21 protein-coding genes and 1 tRNA gene are annotated in these 19898 nt (G+C 53.9%); 9 read left to right on the top strand and 13 right to left on the bottom strand.

All coding sequences use genetic code 11. The annotated features are described in order from the left end of the window. From QZJ86_RS08460 to QZJ86_RS08445, 4 genes are all read right to left on the bottom strand, one after another. Positions 1-77: transfer RNA gene (locus QZJ86_RS08460), tRNA-Val, on the bottom strand. Between the two features lie 269 nt (positions 78-346). Then, the gene (locus QZJ86_RS08455) at positions 347-2812 is read right to left on the bottom strand and encodes a heavy metal translocating P-type ATPase (RefSeq protein WP_301938128.1); all 2466 of its coding nucleotides are present in this window, start codon (positions 2810-2812) and stop codon (positions 347-349) included. A 163-nt stretch (positions 2813-2975) separates the two neighbouring features. Further along, positions 2976-3236 (bottom strand): hypothetical protein, encoded by a 261-nt coding sequence (locus tag QZJ86_RS08450; RefSeq protein ID WP_301938127.1) that lies wholly within the window; start codon positions 3234-3236, stop codon positions 2976-2978. A 30-nt stretch (positions 3237-3266) separates the two neighbouring features. After that, positions 3267-3647: a hypothetical protein gene (locus QZJ86_RS08445; protein ID WP_301938125.1), complete on the bottom strand. Its 381-nt coding sequence runs from the start codon at positions 3645-3647 to the stop codon at positions 3267-3269. Between the two features lie 208 nt (positions 3648-3855). Here QZJ86_RS08445 and QZJ86_RS08440 point away from each other — a divergent pair, with 208 nt between their 5' ends. The 9 genes from QZJ86_RS08440 (at position 3856) to QZJ86_RS08400 (ending at position 11766) form a co-directional block, all read left to right on the top strand. Further along, complete coding sequence (locus tag QZJ86_RS08440) at positions 3856-5145, top strand: sulfite exporter TauE/SafE family protein (RefSeq protein ID WP_301938123.1); 1290 nt, start codon at positions 3856-3858, stop codon at positions 5143-5145. A 349-nt stretch (positions 5146-5494) separates the two neighbouring features. After that, the gene (locus tag QZJ86_RS08435; protein ID WP_301938122.1) at positions 5495-5788 is read left to right on the top strand and encodes a hypothetical protein; all 294 of its coding nucleotides are present in this window, start codon (positions 5495-5497) and stop codon (positions 5786-5788) included. Next, positions 5785-7032 (top strand): ABC transporter permease, encoded by a 1248-nt coding sequence (locus QZJ86_RS08430; RefSeq protein ID WP_301938120.1) that lies wholly within the window; start codon positions 5785-5787, stop codon positions 7030-7032. The genes QZJ86_RS08435 and QZJ86_RS08430 overlap by 4 nt, the downstream gene beginning before the upstream one ends. 2 nt (positions 7033-7034) lie before the next feature. Further along, positions 7035-7715 (top strand): ABC transporter ATP-binding protein, encoded by a 681-nt coding sequence (locus QZJ86_RS08425; RefSeq protein ID WP_301938119.1) that lies wholly within the window; start codon positions 7035-7037, stop codon positions 7713-7715. Continuing rightward, a complete protein-coding gene (locus QZJ86_RS08420) occupies positions 7712-8725 on the top strand; it encodes a hypothetical protein (protein ID WP_301938117.1) in 1014 nt (337 codons plus the stop codon). The genes QZJ86_RS08425 and QZJ86_RS08420 overlap by 4 nt, the downstream gene beginning before the upstream one ends. 12 nt (positions 8726-8737) lie before the next feature. Then, positions 8738-9238: a nitrous oxide reductase accessory protein NosL gene (locus tag QZJ86_RS08415; RefSeq protein WP_301938116.1), complete on the top strand. Its 501-nt coding sequence runs from the start codon at positions 8738-8740 to the stop codon at positions 9236-9238. Positions 9239-9243: 5 nt separating this feature from the next. Continuing rightward, positions 9244-9741, top strand: coding sequence for a TlpA disulfide reductase family protein (locus tag QZJ86_RS08410; RefSeq protein WP_301938114.1), 498 nt, complete (start codon positions 9244-9246; stop codon positions 9739-9741). 10 nt (positions 9742-9751) lie between these two features. Further along, a complete protein-coding gene (locus QZJ86_RS08405; protein ID WP_301938112.1) occupies positions 9752-11197 on the top strand; it encodes a nitrous oxide reductase accessory protein NosL in 1446 nt (481 codons plus the stop codon). Between the two features lie 101 nt (positions 11198-11298). Next, on the top strand, positions 11299-11766 hold the full coding sequence (locus tag QZJ86_RS08400) for a protein-disulfide reductase DsbD N-terminal domain-containing protein (RefSeq protein WP_301938110.1): 468 nt from the start codon (positions 11299-11301) through the stop codon (positions 11764-11766). 189 nt (positions 11767-11955) lie between these two features. Here QZJ86_RS08400 and QZJ86_RS08395 read toward each other — a convergent pair whose 3' ends face one another. The 9 genes from QZJ86_RS08395 to QZJ86_RS08355 all read right to left on the bottom strand — a co-directional run bounded on the left by QZJ86_RS08395 (position 11956) and on the right by QZJ86_RS08355 (position 19882). Further along, a complete protein-coding gene (locus tag QZJ86_RS08395) occupies positions 11956-12111 on the bottom strand; it encodes a hypothetical protein (protein ID WP_301938108.1) in 156 nt (51 codons plus the stop codon). Positions 12112-12316: 205 nt separating this feature from the next. Further along, complete coding sequence (locus QZJ86_RS08390; protein WP_301938106.1) at positions 12317-12721, bottom strand: winged helix-turn-helix domain-containing protein; 405 nt, start codon at positions 12719-12721, stop codon at positions 12317-12319. 200 nt (positions 12722-12921) lie between these two features. After that, positions 12922-13680, bottom strand: coding sequence for a hypothetical protein (locus QZJ86_RS08385; RefSeq protein WP_301938103.1), 759 nt, complete (start codon positions 13678-13680; stop codon positions 12922-12924). A gap of 90 nt (positions 13681-13770) precedes the next feature. Continuing rightward, on the bottom strand, positions 13771-16023 hold the full coding sequence (locus tag QZJ86_RS08380; RefSeq protein WP_301938101.1) for a cytochrome c peroxidase: 2253 nt from the start codon (positions 16021-16023) through the stop codon (positions 13771-13773). Positions 16024-16043: 20 nt separating this feature from the next. Continuing rightward, positions 16044-16943: a hypothetical protein gene (locus QZJ86_RS08375; protein ID WP_301938099.1), complete on the bottom strand. Its 900-nt coding sequence runs from the start codon at positions 16941-16943 to the stop codon at positions 16044-16046. 123 nt (positions 16944-17066) lie between these two features. Then, positions 17067-17954: a hypothetical protein gene (locus tag QZJ86_RS08370; RefSeq protein ID WP_301938097.1), complete on the bottom strand. Its 888-nt coding sequence runs from the start codon at positions 17952-17954 to the stop codon at positions 17067-17069. 231 nt (positions 17955-18185) lie between these two features. Next, the gene (locus QZJ86_RS08365) at positions 18186-18881 is read right to left on the bottom strand and encodes a YkgJ family cysteine cluster protein (protein ID WP_301938095.1); all 696 of its coding nucleotides are present in this window, start codon (positions 18879-18881) and stop codon (positions 18186-18188) included. Between the two features lie 8 nt (positions 18882-18889). Beyond that, a complete protein-coding gene (locus tag QZJ86_RS08360) occupies positions 18890-19753 on the bottom strand; it encodes an IS5 family transposase (protein ID WP_301938093.1) in 864 nt (287 codons plus the stop codon). A 3-nt stretch (positions 19754-19756) separates the two neighbouring features. Beyond that, on the bottom strand, positions 19757-19882 hold the full coding sequence (locus QZJ86_RS08355; RefSeq protein WP_301938091.1) for a hypothetical protein: 126 nt from the start codon (positions 19880-19882) through the stop codon (positions 19757-19759). Positions 19883-19898: the final 16 nt, after the last annotated feature.

Here is a 19898-nt window from a genome sequence, read left to right as displayed (position 1 = left end):
TGGTAGGCGCGAGTGGACTCGAACCACCGACCCCCACCATGTCAAGGTGGTGCTCTAACCAACTGAGCTACGCGCCTAAAGTCTATCGTTCGAGCCGCGCATTATAACGATCCAAATCGTTTATGCAAGCTTTTTCTGGAAATCCTATCCTAGAAACCGTTTACACGGCCGCGCTCTACACAGCAAGAGCCGACTCTTTAGGCATCGAACATCGGATTTCAGAACTTTTTTTCAATTCAAACACAGGAAAAACTGGCGAGTCGTGCTTTAAACTCTGTCAATTTATCATCCCTCCAAGCAAAAAGAATTTTGACTCTAAATCGAACAAGATAAGTAAATTCATTACTTACTTACGTTGCAAACGTAGCGAGTTGAGAACCACCGAAATCGAACTCATCGCCATCGCCGCCGAGGCGATCATAGGATTCAGCTTGCCCATCGCCGCCACCGGGATCGCCACGGTGTTGTAGCCCAGCGCCCAGAACAGGTTTTGCTTGATGATACGCAAGGTTGCGCCGCTGAGTTCCATGACTTCAGCGACCTTGCCGATGTCGCCGCTGACCAGCGTCAGGTCGGCGGTTTCGATCGCTACGTCGGTGCCGGTGCCGATCGCAAAACCGACGTCGGCGGCGGCCAGTGCCGGCGCGTCGTTGATGCCGTCGCCTATCATGCCGACCTTGGCGCCTTTGGCTTGCAATTGATGGACGATGTCCAGCTTTTGTTCGGGCTTGGCGTGGGCGATGACGGTGGTGATGCCGACTTGTTCGGCGATGTAGCGCGCGGTGGCTTCGGTATCGCCTGTGACCATCAAGGGTTCGACGCCCAATTTGCGCAGACGATGAATCGCTTCGGCAGCGTGCTCGCGCGGTTTGTCGGCAATGCCGAACAAGCCCGCCGCCTTGCCGTCGATCGCGACGAATACCGGCGTCTTGCCTTGTGCCGCCAAAGGTGAGGCATGTTTGCCCAGGGTTTTGACATTGATTTTCAAGTCTTGCAGCCAATCTGCGTTGCCTATCAAGACCTCCGAACCGTCGATCCTGGCCTTGATGCCGTGGCCCGGAAAATTTTCGAAGGCCTCGACTTGCCCAGGCTTAACGCTACGCGACTCGGCATAGGCGACGAGGGTCTTGGCCAGGAAATGCTCGGAACCGTCTTCGGCCGCGGCGACCAAGGCCAATAGCTTAGTTTCGTTTTGTCTGGCGGCGATGATGAAGTCGGTGACCTCAGGCCTGCCTTCGGTGATGGTGCCGGTCTTGTCGAAAATGATGCTATTGAGTTTGGAAGCCATCTCCAGGCTGCCACCATTGCGGATGTAGACGCCGCGTTTGGCCGACTGGCCCGTGCCAACCATAATGGCCATCGGCGTCGCCAGTCCCAGCGAACATGGACAGGCGATCAGCAATACCGCGATGGCGTTGGTAAGAGCAAAGCCGAAACTGGCGCCGGTCAGCAGCCAGCCACCGAACGTCAAAGCCGAAATAGCCATCACCGACGGCACGAAAACCGAAGAAATGCGATCGACGGTTTTCTGTATCGGCAGCTTAGCCGATTGGGCCTGATCGACCATGTGAATGATGTTGGCCAGCACTGTGTCGTTGCCGACCGCGGTGACGCGCATCTTCAATACGCCGTTGGCGTTGATACAGCCGCCGACCAATTTGTCGCCGGTCTGTTTGATGACCGGCAGGCTTTCGCCGGTGACCATGGCTTCGTCGACAGCGGACAGGCCTTCCAGCACGATGCCGTCGGTCGGGATTTTTTCGCCGGGCCGCACCAGCAGGATGTCATCGACGGTTACTTGATCGAGCATGACGACGGTTTCCTGGCCATCGCGCAGCAAGGTGGCATGCTGAGGTTGCAGATCGACCAATTTGCGGATGGCTTCGTGGGCCTTGCCCTTGGCCTTTTCTTCCAGATAGCGGCCGATCAATACGAAGGTAATGATGCCGGTGGCCGAATCGAAATACAGCCCGCGCTTGCCGGCCAGTAGCGAGAACAGGCTGTAGCCGTAAGACGAGCCGACGCCCATCGCGATCAGACTGTCCATATTGGTGGCGCCCTGTTTGGCCAGTTTGGTGGCCTTGACGAAGAAGGGCCTACCGGCCCAGAACACCACCGGAATCGCCAACAAATGTTGCGCCCAGTGCCAGAGGCGCGAGCTGGGCGCCGCCATGCCGATCGCCATGACCGGTACGCTTAAAGCCACCGACAGTATCGCGCGGTTTCGAGCGTCTTTCAGACGTTGTTTTTCGCGTGCTATCAGCACCTGGCGTTGTGCCAGATTATCGAAACTGTGAGCCTTGTAACCGGCTTTTTCGATCAGGGCGGTGACTTGCTCTTTACTCAAACGGCCTTTGATTAAAGCCGACTCCGAGGCGTAATTGACGTTGGCGACGGTGATGCACGGATCGCGCCGCAGCAGCATTTCGATCAGCAGTGCGCAGGATACGCAGGTCATGCCTTCGATGGCCAGATTGTATTCCTGCTCCGCTTGCTTGGGATCGGCCTCCAGCGCTTCGGCAGCCAAAGGATGGTGGCTGTTTTTCTGGCCGACGTTACCCAGCAATGCATCCAGCACGGTCAACAGACTGGTTGACGACAATTTCAATGGATCGAAACGTATCGTCAGCGAGCCTATGGCTGGTACGCTGTGCGCGTCGACGATACCGGGGCGTTTTTTCAGCAGGATTTCCAGGATGTAACAGCGTTCCGGGTCTTTCTCCAAAACCGGCGAGATTATGCGGATGCGGCGCTTGAGCTTATGTACCAGTTCGCCGTGAGCCAGTTTGACGTTTTCATGGTTCGTTGTCATAACGATCTCCGGAAATTCTAGCTAACGCGTCTTGGAAAAGGCCCCAATGATTTGATTTTGTCGGGCTACGCCAACCCAATGTTTTGGTTTTTTCGACAGCGTCCTAAAATAACAAAAACGTTGCAAGCCCTTGGTTTCGCGCTTTTCGCGGGCAAACCACAGTTTATTCTTCGTGCGGTTGCGTTTCGATGATATCGTGGCGATATTTATACGCGAAGTAACCCAACGCAAAACCAGCTCCAAGCAAGGTAATTGGGTGGGTCAGGATTTTCTTCAGTGCGCTTGTCTTGGCGGTTGCAACTGCACCCGCGACAGCGCCTGTCATCATCGGATGCGTCATGGTCTCGCTCATTTTGCTCATTGCGGTATCCATCATTTTTGCGCCCGCGTCTGCGACCGCCTTTGCTCCGTGTACATGTGCCATTATCGTTACCTCACTACGTGTGAAAAGTGGTTATTTAGATTTGTCTCGTTCGCCTGCATATTCTCGGCTTTCGGCAACCAAGTCTAATAAATTTTCTTTTTGTCTCAGTACGAAATGCTTGCTTTCCATCGCGGTTTGAGTGCCAATTGCGACAATCTCTTTTCGGTATTTATGTGTCAGGTAACCAGTGACAGCACCGGAGGACAACAAAACGAGAGGGTGTCTGAACAGCACACGAGTGATATTTTTGCTGGCGTGAGTGACACCGGAGATGATGAAGCCCATGAGCACACCCTTGACCAGCGTTTCACCTCGGGTAGCAGGCGCCATACGACCGGATTTGCCTTTACGAGCGCTGTTTTTATGGTGACCGTCGCCAACGGATTCTCTGGTTTTTTCTATGTCATTCATAACTTGCTTCCGTGTTCTTGAAACCGTGAGAGTGACCGTGCAGCCTAAGCGGTGGCCTAATCGCTAAATCGAAAATTTCGATATGAAACTTGACCACCATATCTACATTCAATAATCTTGGACCACTTCATCCAGTCGGTCAACTCATTTGCACCCTTGAAAGGCTTTTGGTCTGATTCGTACTTTTTATACTTTTCGGAACTCCATCATGGCCGCCCATCCCAAAGAAGCCAACAATGGCATCGTAAAAAAAACCGCCATGATCACCTTGGCGTTGCTAGGCATTATTTTCATTCTCTGGCTGGACAGTTGGTTCATGGATCACGCCGGCATGCCGAATTTGACCGGCGATGTAAATTACGGTTTGTTGATCCTGATCGGCTTTTTGACCAGTTTTCATTGCGTGGGTATGTGCGGACCCTTGATTTTGGGTTATACCGCCAAAAGCGCCAGTTCTGGGCAAAAATCCTACGCCACGCATTTTTTGTATGGCCTTGGCAAGACCATTTCCTATACTTCTATTGGGGCCTTGTTTGGTGCATTCGGCGCCATCGTTGCCTTCACACCCTACACTCAAGGCGCTGTCGGTGTTGCCGCTGGTTTTTTTCTGATGTTGTTCGGATTGCATATGCTGGAGGTTATTCCGGCCTTGAGTCATTTCCAGCTCAAGACCCCGGCATTCGTGATGCGCTTCGTCGGCAAGGAATATCGCAAACACAGCAATCCGTTCGCCATCGGGCTGTTGAACGGCTTGATGATCATTTGCGGGCCGCTGCAAGCCATGTACGTGCTGGCGGCCGGTACCGGCAGTTGGTCCCAGGGCGCCGCCGTCCTGTTCTTTTTTGGCATAGGCACCTTGCCGTTATTGCTGGGTTTCGGATTTCTGACCAGTCTGTTGTCCGGCAATCTGACGCCAAAACTATTGAAGGCCTCCGGGGTGATCGTGATGGCGCTGGGGTTGATCATGCTCAATCGCGGCTTGGCGGTAACTGGCAGCGGACTCGATTTCAACACTATAGTCGCCCGAGCCTCTCAGGAATTGGCCCCCACCGCCGCCGAATCACCTAGTTGCGACACTGAACAAACCATACACATGGATGTTTTAAAAACCCGCTTCTCGCCGAACAAGTTCACGTTGCGAAAAGGTATCCCGGTAAAATGGGCCATCAACGTCAAGGAATTGAACGAATGCAACAAGGAAATCGTCGTCCGTGATTACGGCTTGGACATCAAGCTGCAGAAAGGTTTACAGGTCATTGAATTCACGCCCGCCGAGGCTGGCGTAGTGCCCTGGAGTTGCTGGATGGGGATGATACCGGGAACGTTTATCGTGATCGAAGATCCACAGCCGGCCAAAGACAGCACTCCTGGCGCCCCGCCCTTGATTCAGTCCGAACAGCCGCCAGCTGATGAGGACGATCAACAGCGCCTGATACGACAATTCAAGGAAGAGTGGCAACAAATTTTGAGTTTTTTTCGAGATCCAGTGGATTCATAATCCGGTTTTGTAAAAAATCGGGTGCTCGATCGCCTTAATACTGAGGCATATCACGCAATAAACCACGCTAAATAACATAGCTATATTTATCACTAACCAAATACTAATTTACTAGTGTTTGATATATAACTAAAAAGCAATTTTTGGTTTGATTTTACCCAGCTATAGGCGATCCATTTTTCGACTATCGATTCGTCACCATTGCTAAGCCGCCTACCTTGCTAACCCTGGGTTTTGTGCTGATAATGGCTTGGCAAAAATGACAAAATGTAAGCAGATTACGACATTTTGTTGCCTGCTCACCTTGACGAGCATCCTGAAAAGCAACGCATTGGGTAGCCAGTCGCTTATGAGAAATTCCTCACTATTTTTTCTAAGCATCCTCAGCGAAGCCGTGCTGTTGGGTGCATTGTTACTCCATGCTTCTTTCAGCGAAACGACCCAGCGCGGCATCCTTGAGCACAAAACCATGCTGGTCAAAAATCTGCGTCTGACTGATCTTTGTCTGTTCACCGAAGCCCGCTACACCCGGCATCTGTCGCAGGCCGATTTGAATACCGCCTTCCAGGATCATCCCTTGTCGCTGGAACATTTCCCGTCCGGGTCTTTCACCGAGCCCAATCTTCATAACGACATACCATGACCGTCTGGATCGAAAAACAACGTTACATCATCGATTTTACGATTTCTTCACTATTACGGCGTAAAGTCAAAAACATCGGTTTGCTGGCCTTATATACGCTGATCGTGTTCATTCTGGCTTCGACGATGTTTTTTACCTATTCGATCAAGAAGGAAGCCAAACTGATTCTGCAAGGCTCGCCAGAAATCGTCGTGCAAAAAATCGTCGCTGGCCGCCACGACCTGTTTCCGGTCAGTTACATCGACGAGATCAAGGCTATTCGCGGTGTAGCCGATGTCGAAAGCCGCTTATGGGGCTATTACTACGACAGTCTGGTGCAAGCCAATTACACACTACTGACACCATCAAAGCCCATCGACGAATCAACTTCAAAAGCTCGCACTACTGTCGTGGTCGATCCTCACGATCCACGCGCAGCCGATGTCAACAAGCCGCTGTATGACTACGACGGCGCGGCCCCGGAAGCCGGCACACTCATCATCGGCAACGGTGTGGCGCGGATGCGCGAGATTGGCCCCGGCGATTACATGCCGTTCATGGCGTTCGACGGTCAAATCATGAACCTGAAAGTAGCCGGCACGCTGGCGTCGGAATCCGAACTGGTATCGTCGGATTTGATTCTGGTCAACGGCCAGGACTTCAGAAAACTGTTCGGCATCGACGATAAATGGATCACCGACGTCATCGTTACTGTTAAAAATCCCAGCGAGATAGCGACCGTGGCTGGCAAGATCAAGAAAAAACTGCACGACTCCCGCCCCATCATCCGCGACGAAATCCTCAGAACCTATGATTCCATCTTCAACTGGCGCGGCGGCATGATGATCGTGGTGTTTTCGGCGGCGGTGCTGGCCTTCGTGATTTTCGCCTGGGACAAGGCCTCAGGGCTAAGCGCTGGCGAACGGCGCGAGATTGGCATCCTGAAGGCCGTGGGCTGGGAAACCGGCGACGTGATTCAGATGAAGTTCTGGGAAGGGGCGATGGTGTCGCTGACTGCGTATTTCAGCGGGGTGATTCTGGCCTACATCCATGTATTTTTTACCGGCTCCGCGGTGTTCGAACCGGCCTTGAAAGGCTGGTCGGCGTTGTATCCCAACTTTGCGCTGACGCCATTCGTCAATGCCGAACAGTTGACCACCTTATTTTTTCTGACCGTGGTGCCTTATACCGTGGCGACCATCGTCCCCATCTGGCGCGCGGCAACCATAGACCCCGACAGCGCGATGCGCCACACCGGAGAATAGCCATGATCGAATTGCTGAATGTCAGAAAAGTCTTCAATGCCGGCAGCCCCAGCGAATTTTCGGCGATCAACGGCGTCAATCTGAATATCGCCGAAAACAAGGTCACGGTGCTGAAAGGCCCCAGCGGTTCCGGCAAGACCACCTTGCTGAGCATCGTCGGATGCATGAGTCGGCCCTCGGCCGGCCGGGTCAAATTGCAGGATAGGGAGATTACCAGCCTGCCGGAGCGTTTCTTGACCGACATCCGCCGCAAGACCTTCGGTTTCATCTTTCAGCAGCCCAATCTGATCAAGGGTATCTCGGTGCTGGAGAACGTCATGCTGCCGGCCTATCCGCTCGGCGAAAAGCGCGCCTCTTTGAAAATCAAGGCGATGAACGGTTTGAATGAACTCAATCTGTCCAGCAAGGCGGCGTCGAAAGTGGAGTGGCTGTCCGGCGGCGAGGCGCAGCGGGTAGCCATCGTCCGCGCCCTGATCAACGATCCCGAAATCATCATCGCCGACGAACCGACCGCGCATCTGGATACCACGCTGTCCTACCGTTTCATGGAAATCGTCGACCAATTCAAGGCGCAAGGCAAGACGGTCATCATCACTAGCCATGACCCGCTGGTTTACGATTCGATCATCGTCGACGACGTGGTGAATCTGCGCGACGGCAGGCTCGAGGATAGCCCGAAGTGATCCTGAACCCCACCGTCATCGCCAATCTGTTGGCCTCGTATGTATCGAGCGGCATGTTGATCTATGCGGCCTATTACGGCGCGCAAATCCTCAAGCACTGGAACATCGAGAGCGGCGACGAATTGCAGTTGGTACTGGAGCGCAAGACTTATCTGATTTCGACGGTGCTGAGCTTCGTGTTCGGCCTGCAGCTCTTGTCGTTGTTTTTATATATTTTCACGGCCGATGCCTTGGCTCCCTTGTTCGTCGGCGCGATGTGCGGGGCCGGCACGTTGAATGTCAACGGCTTCGGCTATCCGACGCTGGAATTGAAAATCCTCAACTTCATGCTGGCAGGGCTTTGGCTGGTACTGAATCACGCCGACAATCAGGGTTACGACTATCCCTTGATCAAGAAAAAATATCTGTTGCTGGTGGTCATCACGCCGTTCATCGCCGTCGAAACCGTGCTGGAAAGTTTTTATTTCTTAGGGATGCGGGCCGATGTGATCACGTCCTGTTGCGGAAGCCTGTTCAGCAGTGAAAAAGCCGAGGGCCTGGGTTCGGAAATCGCCTCATTGCCGGCCAAACAAATGCTATGGGTCTTTTATGGCGGGATGTTCGTGACCTTGCTCAGCGGCTTGTTTTTTTACGTCAAGCGCAAGGGCGGCTATCTGTACGCAGGAATGAGTTTGGCGATGTTTGGGATTTCGCTGGTCGCCATCGTCTCGGCGATCTCGCTATACATCTACGAACTGCCGACCCATCACTGCCCGTTCTGCATCATCATGCAGGATTACAACTACATCGGCTATCTGCTGTACGTGCTGTTGTTCGGCGCCGTGGTGGCCGGCATGGGCAGCGGCCTGTTGCTGCCGTTTCGCGGCGTTGCCAGCTTGAATCAGGTGCTGGACGGCTTCATCGACAAGCTGGCGCTGGCTTCGATTTTGTTATATGGCCTGTTCACGGCCTTGGTGAGCTACGAAATAATCAGCTCCAGCCTGGAGATCAGTTATGAAGTCGTCTATTGAGTCGGAGGAATCATGAAAACGCATTTAGACGCGGCGCGGCTTGCGGCCTGGCTGCTGGGCTTATGCATGCTCTTGGCCATGACGAATGGTCGCGCGGATCAGCAAATAGAAATCACCAAGCAGGACCGTTGTCCGGTTTGCGGCATGTTCGTCTACAAATACCCCAAATGGGTCGCCCAGATTTATTTCAAGGGCGGCAGCGCCTATTTCTACGACGGCGCCAAGGACATGTTCAAACACATCTTCAACACCGAAAAATACACGCCTGGCAAGACCGTCGAGAAGATGACCGAGATTCTGGTGACCGATTATTACGAGGTGGAATTGATAGACGCCAAGTCGGCGTTTTATGTGATCGGCTCCGACGTGCTGGGGCCCATGGGCCACGAATTGCTGCCGTTCAAGGATCAGGAAGCCGCCAAGGAGTTTCTTGAGGATCACAAGGGCAAATCGATCATGCGTTACCAAGAAGTGACGCCGGCGATCATCGAATCCCTGGATAGACGCGGATGATGAGCATGACTCGGCGACGACTGCTGCTGATGGGCTTGATCCTGCTCGCGCTGGCCGGTTGCAACCGGCGCGGCGGCCTGCAAATCGACGATCCGGCGCCGGTCGTCAGTCTGCAGGACTTGCACGGCAAGACCTTCACCTTGCCGCAGGATTTACACGGCAAGGTCTGGCTGGTGCGATTCTGGTCGCTGGACTGCGGCTTTTGCGACAAGGAGGTTTTGCTGGGCCTGGAAACCTTGTATCAAAAATACAAGGATGGGGGCTTCGTGCCGGTCGCGGTCAATGTCGGAAAATACGATGCCGGTGATGAACACTGGAAACGCTTCGCGCAATTAAGCTATCCGATGCTGATCGACGAACGTGGCCTGACGGCAAAAAAATTCGGCGTAATCGGCTTGCCGACCAGTTTCGTGATAGATCGCGAAGGCGTGTTGCGGGAAAAAATCACCGGCGAAGCCGGTCTGGAAGAGATCGAAAAGCTTTTTACGACAGTACTTAAATAAGGAGAAGTTTATGAAGACAATGAAAACATTATGGATGGTACTACTTTGCCAACTACTGCTGCCCGGTTGGGCGTGGGCCGACGACCCTTCGATGAAACCGGTGATCGTGACACCGCATGAGAAACAGCAACGTCCAAGTTGCCGCGTCTGTGGCATGTGGATAGACCAATACATCAAAACCGCCGGCGTCATCACCTACAAGGACGACAGCCAGGAATATACCTGTGGCGTGGCGTGTCTATTGCGGGAAGTGACTGATGCTGGCGGCATCTCCGAATTGAAATCGGCCAAGGTGACCGACTGGGTATCCGGTGAACTGGTCGATGCCGATGCCGCGACTTATGTGGTTGGCAGCAAAGTCATTCCCGACATGCTGCCCAACTATATCGCTTTCGCCGAGCGCGACGAGGCGGTGGCCTTTGCCGCGAAGGAAGGCGGTGAAGTCATCGATTTTAATATTGCCTTTCAGGATTCGTCACCAGTCGGCACCACCGCGCCGTTCCGGATCCGCACCGCGGTGACGCCGGGAGAGGGGAATTTTAGCGTGGGGATGGTATACGGCTACATGCAAAAAGACCACGTCAAAGACGGCTCGAATGGCGCAGAGCCCGGCGAATTCATTGCAGGCAACGGCAATCAGTTGCAAGCCCCGAACGAAAGCCAAGTGATGCAACAGGCGTTGATTTTCAACTATTCGCCAACCGACAGCCTGGCATTATTCATGAACATGCCCTGGTTCGAAAAACGGGCGCATACCTTGAGCCGTAGCACCGCAAACGCCGCTGTTCGCGATACGGTCTCCGCAGAAAACGGCCTTGGCGATATCAGCCTCGAAGGCCGCTATAACTTCTGGCACAGCACCCGATACGATCAATTCGCCAGTGTGTTGTTGGGCACCAGCCTGCCGACCGGCGAGTTCAATGGTCAGCGCAACGCCAACCGAGTCCTGGTGACGAGCGCCGGGCTGCAACAAGGCAAAGGCACCGCGACATTCACCGGCGGTTTATTGTATTCCCAGCGTTGGAAAGATATTTGGCTACATGCCTCCGCGCTATACAATGCCAACCCCGAAAACGACGATCATTACAAATACGGCGACGTGGTAACCGGAGGCCTGGCCCTTCATTACACGCCCAACTACGACCTGATGCTGGGCATCGAAATCGATTCCAATTACACGCAAAAAAGCGAAGATCTAGGCAATAAAGTCGCCAACAGCGGCGGCCTGGCCACCAATCTGGCTTTTGTCGGTGATTATCGGTTTCTCAATGCCTTCGGCGGCAACTTTAAATTACGCGGCTCGGTAGGCCTGCCGATCTATGAAGACTTGAACTCCTTCCGCATCGCCCTGCCCGGCAACAATTACCGCACCCAAGTCCAACCCGGCGAGGGCTTCTTCGGCAATATCGCGATTCAATGGACGTTCCGCGACGCGCCGGACTATCATAACCACTAACCTTCGTTGTTCAATAGCCGGTTTGCCGGTACGGGCAAATCGGCTATCGGCCGTTATCCACACACATTATTCCCCCGCCACGACGACTTTGCATTGAAGCTATGCGGATACCTACATTGTTCCTTGCCAAGCTTTGGCTTTCATCGATATTGGCGTTCTTAGTCAGTGCCAGCGTATGGGCCGATGAAGAACCCCTGGATGCCGGCCAGGCTTTCGAATTGGCGAGCGCCCGCCCGGACGCCGACGCGATACGCTTGTCCTGGAATATCTCCTCCGGCTATTACCTTTACCGGCAAAAATTCAAATTTGTTTCGCTGACACCAGGAACCACGGTTGGCGCCCCCCAGTTTCCTACCGGACAAACCTGGCAAGACAGTAATTTGGGCCGCGTGGAAATTTACCGAGACCATCTGGAGCTGGAACTGCCACTACGACGACAAGACGACCAATCCGCAACGTTGCGCCTGGAAATCACTTATCAAGGCTGCGCCGATTCCGGCTTCTGCTACCTGCCTATCCATAAAACCCTGGAATTCGATCGGCCAATCATTCCCGACGCTCAGCGCTGACCCAGGAAATATTTTAGCCTGCTGTTGATTTTGCGACAGCGTCAACGCGCTAAAATAGTGACGCTTACCCCAATCCATGCCACTGCCTGTTGCGCTACACAGGTCGTCCCATGCTGATCACATTGTGCACAGCGCGTTAAACATATCAGGGTTAACAGTATCGGCTTCGTGTGGCTCTTGTGACTGCGCTCATTTATCCAGTGCCGAGAGGTCTTCCAGGGATAACACCCGGTTAAGAATCAGCAAAATGATCAACACATCGTCGACACGTACCATCGCCTGAATGAAATCGGTGCGAATAGCGGCCCCAAAATCCGGTGGTGGTTGGATATTAGATGAGGGCATTCCAGAATTTCCCTAACCTCATCCACCAGCATGCATGCCAATCATTTGCAAGCTTTTCGCCGTCTCGACGGTTACCAGCACTTTAACGAAAGTCCCAAGCAACTCATCGCTGAAGTCCGCGAACCCATACCCGTCGAACCGGGTTCGCCGGCTCGCTTTGACACCGAATATGAACGTCGCGACTTAATGATGATTTGCGAACCTACTATTCATCGGTCGGGCTTCCATCCGTCCGCTTAGCCATAAATCCGGAAAACAAGGGCAAATACGCTTGAGCGGTATGACTAACAGCCGTGGCCATTTTCGTGTACTGATCCAACACTTGCAGCCCCAACGGCGTCAGCGTCGTTCCTCCGCCGTGCCTGCCACCCTTGGCGGCATGTACCAAAGGACCGGAAAAACTTCGATTCATCACGTCCACCAACAACCAGGCCCGCCGGTAGCTCATATTCATGGTCTTACCGGCGGCCGCGATCGAACCGGTTTTCTGAATCGCTGCCAAGAGCTCAGCCTTACCCGGCCCCATGGCAATTTCATCGTTATGCAGCAAGCGTAGGGTGATTTTTAGGCGCGGAAGTGAAGCGTCCGTTTCTATCTCTGTGGATTTCATGCCATTTTAACGAATGAATATGATGACTAAGAGTTTTCATAATACATGACCAACGAAGATTAGGTGACAATCGCCTCATGCATTCGCCATTTATAACGCCATAAGTGCATTCGATCAAAGCTGCAATTTAACTAGCGAACGACAATCCCCCAAATTGCTCGTACTCATTCCGACTATAAGATACCGCCGTATAAAGGTATCTATAGAACCCGGCCGTCAATACTGCCCATTTTTTTGACGCTTATCATACCCAACAGACCAGCTGCAAATAGCCAGAACGCCGATGGCATGGGCACCGGCGCGGTACTACTGGAATCGAGTCCGGATTGGCTGCCGACTTTAGCGATAAAACGATTGCTGGCACCGGGAGCCAGTGTAAACACTAAATCCGCGAAACCCGATACCGATTGACTATCGTAGGCATGGTCGAGATAAGTGCCCGCTGCTGCGTAGTCCACTCCACTGACATTGTTGTTGGTATCCCAAAAATCCAGAAAAATAGCGCTGTTGGCGTAAATGCCGTTAGTCACGGCGTTTAGCCAGTAATCCAATTTCACATCAACGGTATAGCTGTTGGTGCCGGTATTACTAAAATCCATACTAAATACGCCGGTATGGAACGTGTTGACAGAGCCATAGAGTGCGCTATGGCCACTGACGCTGAATGTACCGGACGGGCTTAGGGCTCCGGAAAAATTAGGGGTATTGGTTTGATACGAACCGTCGCCGCTGGTAGCGGCATAAAAATCATTGGCGCCGGTCAACTCTAAAAACGACCCCGACATCGAAAGTCCGGACAAGTCATTAGGATTGTCAAGATTGGTAATGCTGTTAATCGTATAGAGGAGTGTTGCCGAACTCGTGTAGCTAACATCGGCGGAAGCGGTCGGAACGACCGCCATTACACTTGCTATCAATACGGAACCTACTAAAAGATATTTGTTACGGTATGGTTTCATAAGTCTATCCAAAGAACTGTTGTTTGAACTCGAATAGGCCGGCCCGGTTTTTCATAGACCGGCCCATTTCGTTAGCCTTTTTGCAGCAAATTATGGTGAAGCCGATAAAAACGCCGAAGTCGGCGCGTCCGATCCGCCGGCGCCAACCGCAGGAATCACCAACGGCTGATCCTGGGCCAGACTGGCATTCAACGGATTGCCAGCTGTCAATTGCAATTCGTTGCCAACCTGCCCGTGCATTACCGTCAATTGCGGATGATCGAACGGCGCCCGTTGGTATCGGACCCGCTCGTCGGTCAACGACAGCAGAAAATTCGTCAGGTCGGTGATGTTTTGCTCCGAATTCAGCAAGGTAGAAAAACTGGCAAGATGAAAATGCTGAGTGTCGCTGCTGAAATTGCCGTGCCGGCCGTAAAATTCCAATACTTGCCGCAAAGTGGCCATACCGCCGTTGTGCATATACGGGCCGGTCAGTTCGACATTACGTAGCGTCGGCACCTTGAACGCGCCTTGGGTCGCTATCGCCATTTTCGAGCCCGCCGAATTGGCTTGCGCGGCGGTCGGGGCCGGGATGAAAGCCGTTACTGGATTGAGGCAATTTTGATTGCGCAACACACCTTCGCGGCTACCGTCGGCGATCAAGCCATCGCTCGGTAAAAAATAATTGGGGAGATTAATCTGTAAGTTATAGGCCAAGGGGCTAATGAAATCGCAAGCGCGGATACTGTCCACACCGGGATCGATAATGGCCGCAGAATCGCCCAGCAAATAACCGACATACTGCTCGGTAAAGGACAGCGGATTGCCAAAATCGTCAACCCCGCCCAAGCCTGGATCGTCTTCGACCGCTACTGCGCCTATGTTGGTAAAGCCCAGGTCCATTAATTTAGGCAGCTGTTGAATATTGGTATCACGCGTCACGGTATTGCCGTACTGGGTCAAGCCTCCCTTGGACGCTGCGTTGAACGGTCCTAAGGCATTTGGCCCGAAGGCTATCGGCGTGTCCGGCGGTCCGAAGCTAGCGCCGGGCATTGGTTTCAGCAACGCGGCGTTGGTGGCGACTGCCGCTAAACTGAGCGAAGGGCCGGCATGGCAAAGATTGCAATGGTTATGAATGAATAATTCCACACCGTTTTTCAAAGACGCGACCAGCGTCGTGGTATTCGCCGGGGTTTCGGCAACAACGTTACGCCAGGTCGGTTTCATACTGGCATCGATCGGGCTCAAGTCGAATGGGGCCTGATCGGATACCAGCGTGGACTCGTACAACTGGATGGCAATGCCGAAAAACATCGCGAAGTTGGCTTCCATCTGATTGTAAGGCACACCAGAGACCGGCGCGCCGAACGGACCGACGCCGCTGTAGGCCCAGTATTGCGGATTGAAGGCCTGGGTAATCAGGCTCTTGTAAGTGGTTTTCAAACCCGGTTTCAAGCTGGCGCCGTTGCTCAAGCTAAGTGTGCCCAGCACGCTGTCCTGGGGATGAACAGACTGATTCTGCAACGGCTGCCGCAACAACAGCTTGCGGCCGATGTCCGGCCAGCCCCTGCCCTGGCAAGCCATTTCGACATCGTTGACAGGCGGAGCGACGGCCTGGGACGCCAAGGATGAATTGATCAGATGCAGTTTCTGTTTCACCACACTGAGGGCGTTTATTTTCACCCAAACGCCGGCGTTCGGATCGCGCTCGCCCCATGGGCTGCTGCCGTTGAACACATTGTTGGCGCGGCCATCCCAAAAGTTGCGGTGATTGAACACCGCATTGATCACGGTCGGCGCATTTCTGGAGGTCACCTGGCGCACGCCAATCCGGTTGACGTTAAACAACGGATCGGCGCTACGCAGACATTGATCGTTCGCGCCGCTGAACTGGGAAGTGGTTTTATATTGCCCGCCGAAGCTGCCGGCGGAACCCACCACATCATCGCTGCTGAAAATCACTTGACTGGTGTTGTCGGCCGGATTGCTGAATTGATGCAGCGGAAAATCGTCCAGGCTGAGCGTGTGATTCGGACCAGCGCCACCGGAAGCCAAGCCGTCAAAAGTATGACCGTTATTGTGGCCGGGATTGACCTGATTCTTGATCCTGCCGTCGGCACCGGCATGAAAATGGCAGGACGCGCAGGCCTGGCCGTCGCTGCCGACATTCTGATCCCAAAACAAGGCTTTGCCCAATGCTATCGCCGCGTTCTTGTTCACGACAATCGGATTGACACCGTCCAATAGGCCCGGTACCGGCGGCACAGGCACATTGCGTAACGAAACCGGCACCGGCCCAATAGCCAGGGCCGCTTGCGCAGCCAACAAGCCGCCGGTCAGCAAAAATATCTGGATAATTCGCATAAGCACCTCGTAAATAAAATTTATTGGGCCGCGCGGCGAGCCTTCGGAGGATAGGGCTTGCGTCTCAAACCGGCTAACATCGGCAAGCAGCCGCTCAGGAACAACCAGATACCAGCCGGCAGCGGCACGGCGGCAGCGCCGGCCGCCGCGCTGACGAAGATTTGCGAATGGCCGCCCGGTTTGGTGAGTTGATTGACCAGATAAGTGACATTGGCGTCCGCCGCCGAACCGAATAGCGAGACTATCCCGCCGCTGGCGACGCGATCCAGCAAATCGGCGTTGTCGCCCAAATCCCAGAAACGCGGCGCACAGACATCGTTACTGCAATTGTTGGTGCCGTTGAAATTGCCGCCGGCATAGCTGTAGCTTCCCAAGGTCTGGATGCCGTCCAGCAAGGTGCCGTACTTGCCGCCGACACCGAACACTGAGTTCCAGTTCAGATCGTTATTGGCCAAACCCAGCGGTCCGGCCGCAGACGCGTTAAACCAATTATCGCTTGCCAACAACGAGATATTGAAGTCACCGGCGGCCGGCACGTTGAACTGCGGGTTATGCGCCGGTACGCCCAGAATGTCGAAATTGGTATACCACTTCACCGAAACATCGGTGACATGCCAATTGCCGGCGCCGTATTGCATGTCGAACCTGGCCTTGATCGCCGACGTATCGTAAGCCACCAGCAAATCCAGGGTTCGCGGGTACATGATGCCCTGAATGTAATCCGGCAGATCCGCCGAAATCTGCATCGCCCCGAACGCCGACATATCGCGATTGGCATAGTCCGGGTCGCTGGAAATGAAAGTGTCGGCGACGGCATCGATATTCAAGGTGGTAGCGGCCAAAGCCATACCGGTTTGGCCAAACCCTGCCAGGGCGATCAGCGCCATCAGGCGGAAATGGTTGATTTGCTTTGTATTCATAAAAAGCCTTCTATTGAGGTCGCCCTTAAATTCCCTGTACTCGTCATTCCTGCGAAATCGGGCGCGACGATAATTAAGGGTCGGATTAATAAACGGTTAAAGGAGGGTGTTGTGGGGCTGAGACTATTCCGACCGGGTTGGTAAATGACGGCAGCCGGATACACCCAACAGGGCCAGGCAGCCGCTGATGAACAGCCAGATGCCGGCCGGAAGCGGCACGGAGGCAACGCCCGCCGCCGCGCTGACGAACAATTGCGGATGCGCGCCGTTGGCGCTACGCTGGCTGACGATATAGGTCACGTTGCTATCGGCCGCCGAGCCGAACAGCGACACAAAACCGCCATGGCCGATGATGCCGAATAAATTGGCGTTATCGCCCAAATCCCAGAAGCGCGGCGCGCAAACCTCGTTGAGACAATTGTTGCCGCCGTTGAAGTTGCCGCCGGTATAGTGATAGGTGCCGAGAGTTTGCACGCCGTCCAGCAAATTGCTGTAGGCCCCGCCGCTGCCGAAAACCGAATCCCAATTCAGATCGGTATTGGCAAAGCCCTTGTCGCCCGCCGTTGCCAGGTTGAACCAATCGTTATGGGTCAACAGGGAAATATTGAACGAGCCGGCGGCCGGCACATTCAGCTGCGGGTTCTGCGGGGCAACGCCTAGAATGTCGTAATTGGAATACCACTTCACCTTGACGTCGGTGACATGCCAGTTACCGGCGCCAAATTCGACATCGAAGCGGGTTTTGATCGCCGCCATGTCGTAAGCGATCAGCGCGTCCATGGTCCTGGGCGTGTTCATGCCTTTCGCCGGATTGGCCAGATTCGCCGAAATCCCCATCGCACCAAAATTAGACCAATCCCGGTTGGACAACTGCGGGTCACTGTTTAGATAGGTGTCGGCCACTGAATCGACGCTCAGCGTCGTATCGGCGAACGTTGTTTCGATTTGCCCAAATAGCGCCAAGGCCACGGCGATGCTCATCGGCAAACGCTTGGTAGGTATTTCTATCATCGTTGTTCTCCTGTAGAGGATTTCGCTAAAAATTACTTCCCGAAATGATTCCCCCCAAACCGTTCGTGCTGAGCCTAGTCGAAGCATGAACGGTTTGGCACGGTGAATGCCCGGATTTTCTCGTCCATCCTTCGACAAGCTCAGGACGAACGGGAAAATCCTCGTAACCCGAAACAGGGAAGTTATTTGTAACCATTTCCTAAGTATTGAAAAGCCTGCATTTCTTGCTGCTCAATGCAGGGTGCCGGGCGCAATCTCCGCATCCGAAGAAGCGCGGAATTTAATCTGCTCGAAAACTTTTCCCATCTCCTCAGGATTGACTTCCGCGATTCGAGCCGGCGCAAAAACCTCCTCGCCGCCAGCCCAGCGCCGATCACAGCTTTCGTCGTTCAACGCCAGCTGCAGCGCTTGATTCAGCTCGTAAAGGCTCCAGGCATAGCCGGAGTCGCGCAACGCCGACTGCATGGCGTTCTGGATCAAGCCGCGAAACAGCCGATGCGGCTCGGAAATGGGGATTCGCTCGACTCGACCGGCCGCCGCATCGACGCAAGCCTGCTTGTCGTAACAGGCATGTCCCCGGCACGCCAACGGCCGTACCGGATAAATCAGACACGCGCCTTGCATGATGAACGGGCAACGCCGCCTCAACTTCACCCGCTGCGCTTCGTCCAGGCCGCAGGTTTGTTGATTGGCCTTCGCAACCCGCTTAGCCAGATTGATCTCGCCGTCCGCAAACTTAGCCCAGGCGATGTACCGGGCAATCAACAACACTTCCGGCGCCGTCGCGGTCACCCGCAAGGTACAGCAGGTGGCGCAGCCCTTGTGACAAGCGATGGCCGGATAATCCTGGGCTTCCCTCTCCACGTTGCCTTCGAAACTGCTGAAGGCCTGCGACAACAAGCCGTCGATTAAGAGGATATCCGGCACATAAGATGCTAGGCGATAGCCTCTAGCCGCCGAGTGAGTACAAGAGTGCAGGCCAGATGGAGCAATGCCAAATAGTTGGCTCCCCTGCAGGTGTAGCGGGTCCTGATAGCCCGAAATCCTTTCAACCATGCAAAGGTGCGCTCGACTACCCAGCGTCTGGCGGGATGACTGTCCTGAGTCACATGCTGTTTTTCCTCGCCAATCCGACGGATATGCGGTGTGTAGCCATGGTTTAGCACCTCGATCTCAACGCGTTTCATGTCGTACGCTTTATCCAAACAGAGGTGAGGCCTTTCCTCCATAGGCTTGATTTTCGGTGCGGACAAGGCGAGACCTTCGACGGTGGCCGTCACTAACCGGCTGTCGTGAACATTGGCACCCGCCAGCGCCACGCCACAAGGCATGCCTTCCTGATCCGTCAAGAGATGAATTTTGCTACCACTCTTGCCGCGATCCGTGGGGTTTCTGCCCACCCCTTCCTCCGACAGACTTGTCGATTGGCGCGTAGGGGCTTGCACCAGACTGCCATCCATGGACTGCCAGTCCCACTTGAATCCTTGGAGTTCTTCATACCTGGCCGCCCCCAGTCTGAACATTTCGGCGAAAATACCGGCGCTCGCCCAACGCTGAAAATGTTCGTGAAGTGTGCTTTTCGATCCGTAGAAGCTCGGCAAAAACGCCCACTGGCAGCCCGTTTTGAGGAGGTAGAAGATGCCGTTCAATAGAACTCGGAACTCCAGCGGTTTGGAACCACCCGGCTTTCGGCGTTTGAACCGCTCCAATAAAGGCGCAACAAGATCCCAAAAATCATCCGAAATTTCCTGATAACTCATAACCCACAAAAAGTATTTATAAATCAGTAGATTATTCAATATTCATAACATATAGCACAAGTTGTGCCGGATATCCTCTAAATCGTCGCGGCCCCGGCGGCTCGCCAGGGTCTCAGCGAAAGCCTGCGCTTGCGCGGTAAAAAATTCCAAACTCTCGGTTTCGTTCATAATCGATTCCTGTCGA

Origin of the sequence: Methylomonas montana, assembly GCF_030490285.1 — a bacterium.
Lineage (GTDB): Bacteria > Pseudomonadota > Gammaproteobacteria > Methylococcales > Methylomonadaceae > Methylomonas > Methylomonas montana.
The sequence above is the reverse complement of the archived record's forward strand: the minus strand, read 5'-3'. Positions and strand labels throughout refer to the sequence as shown.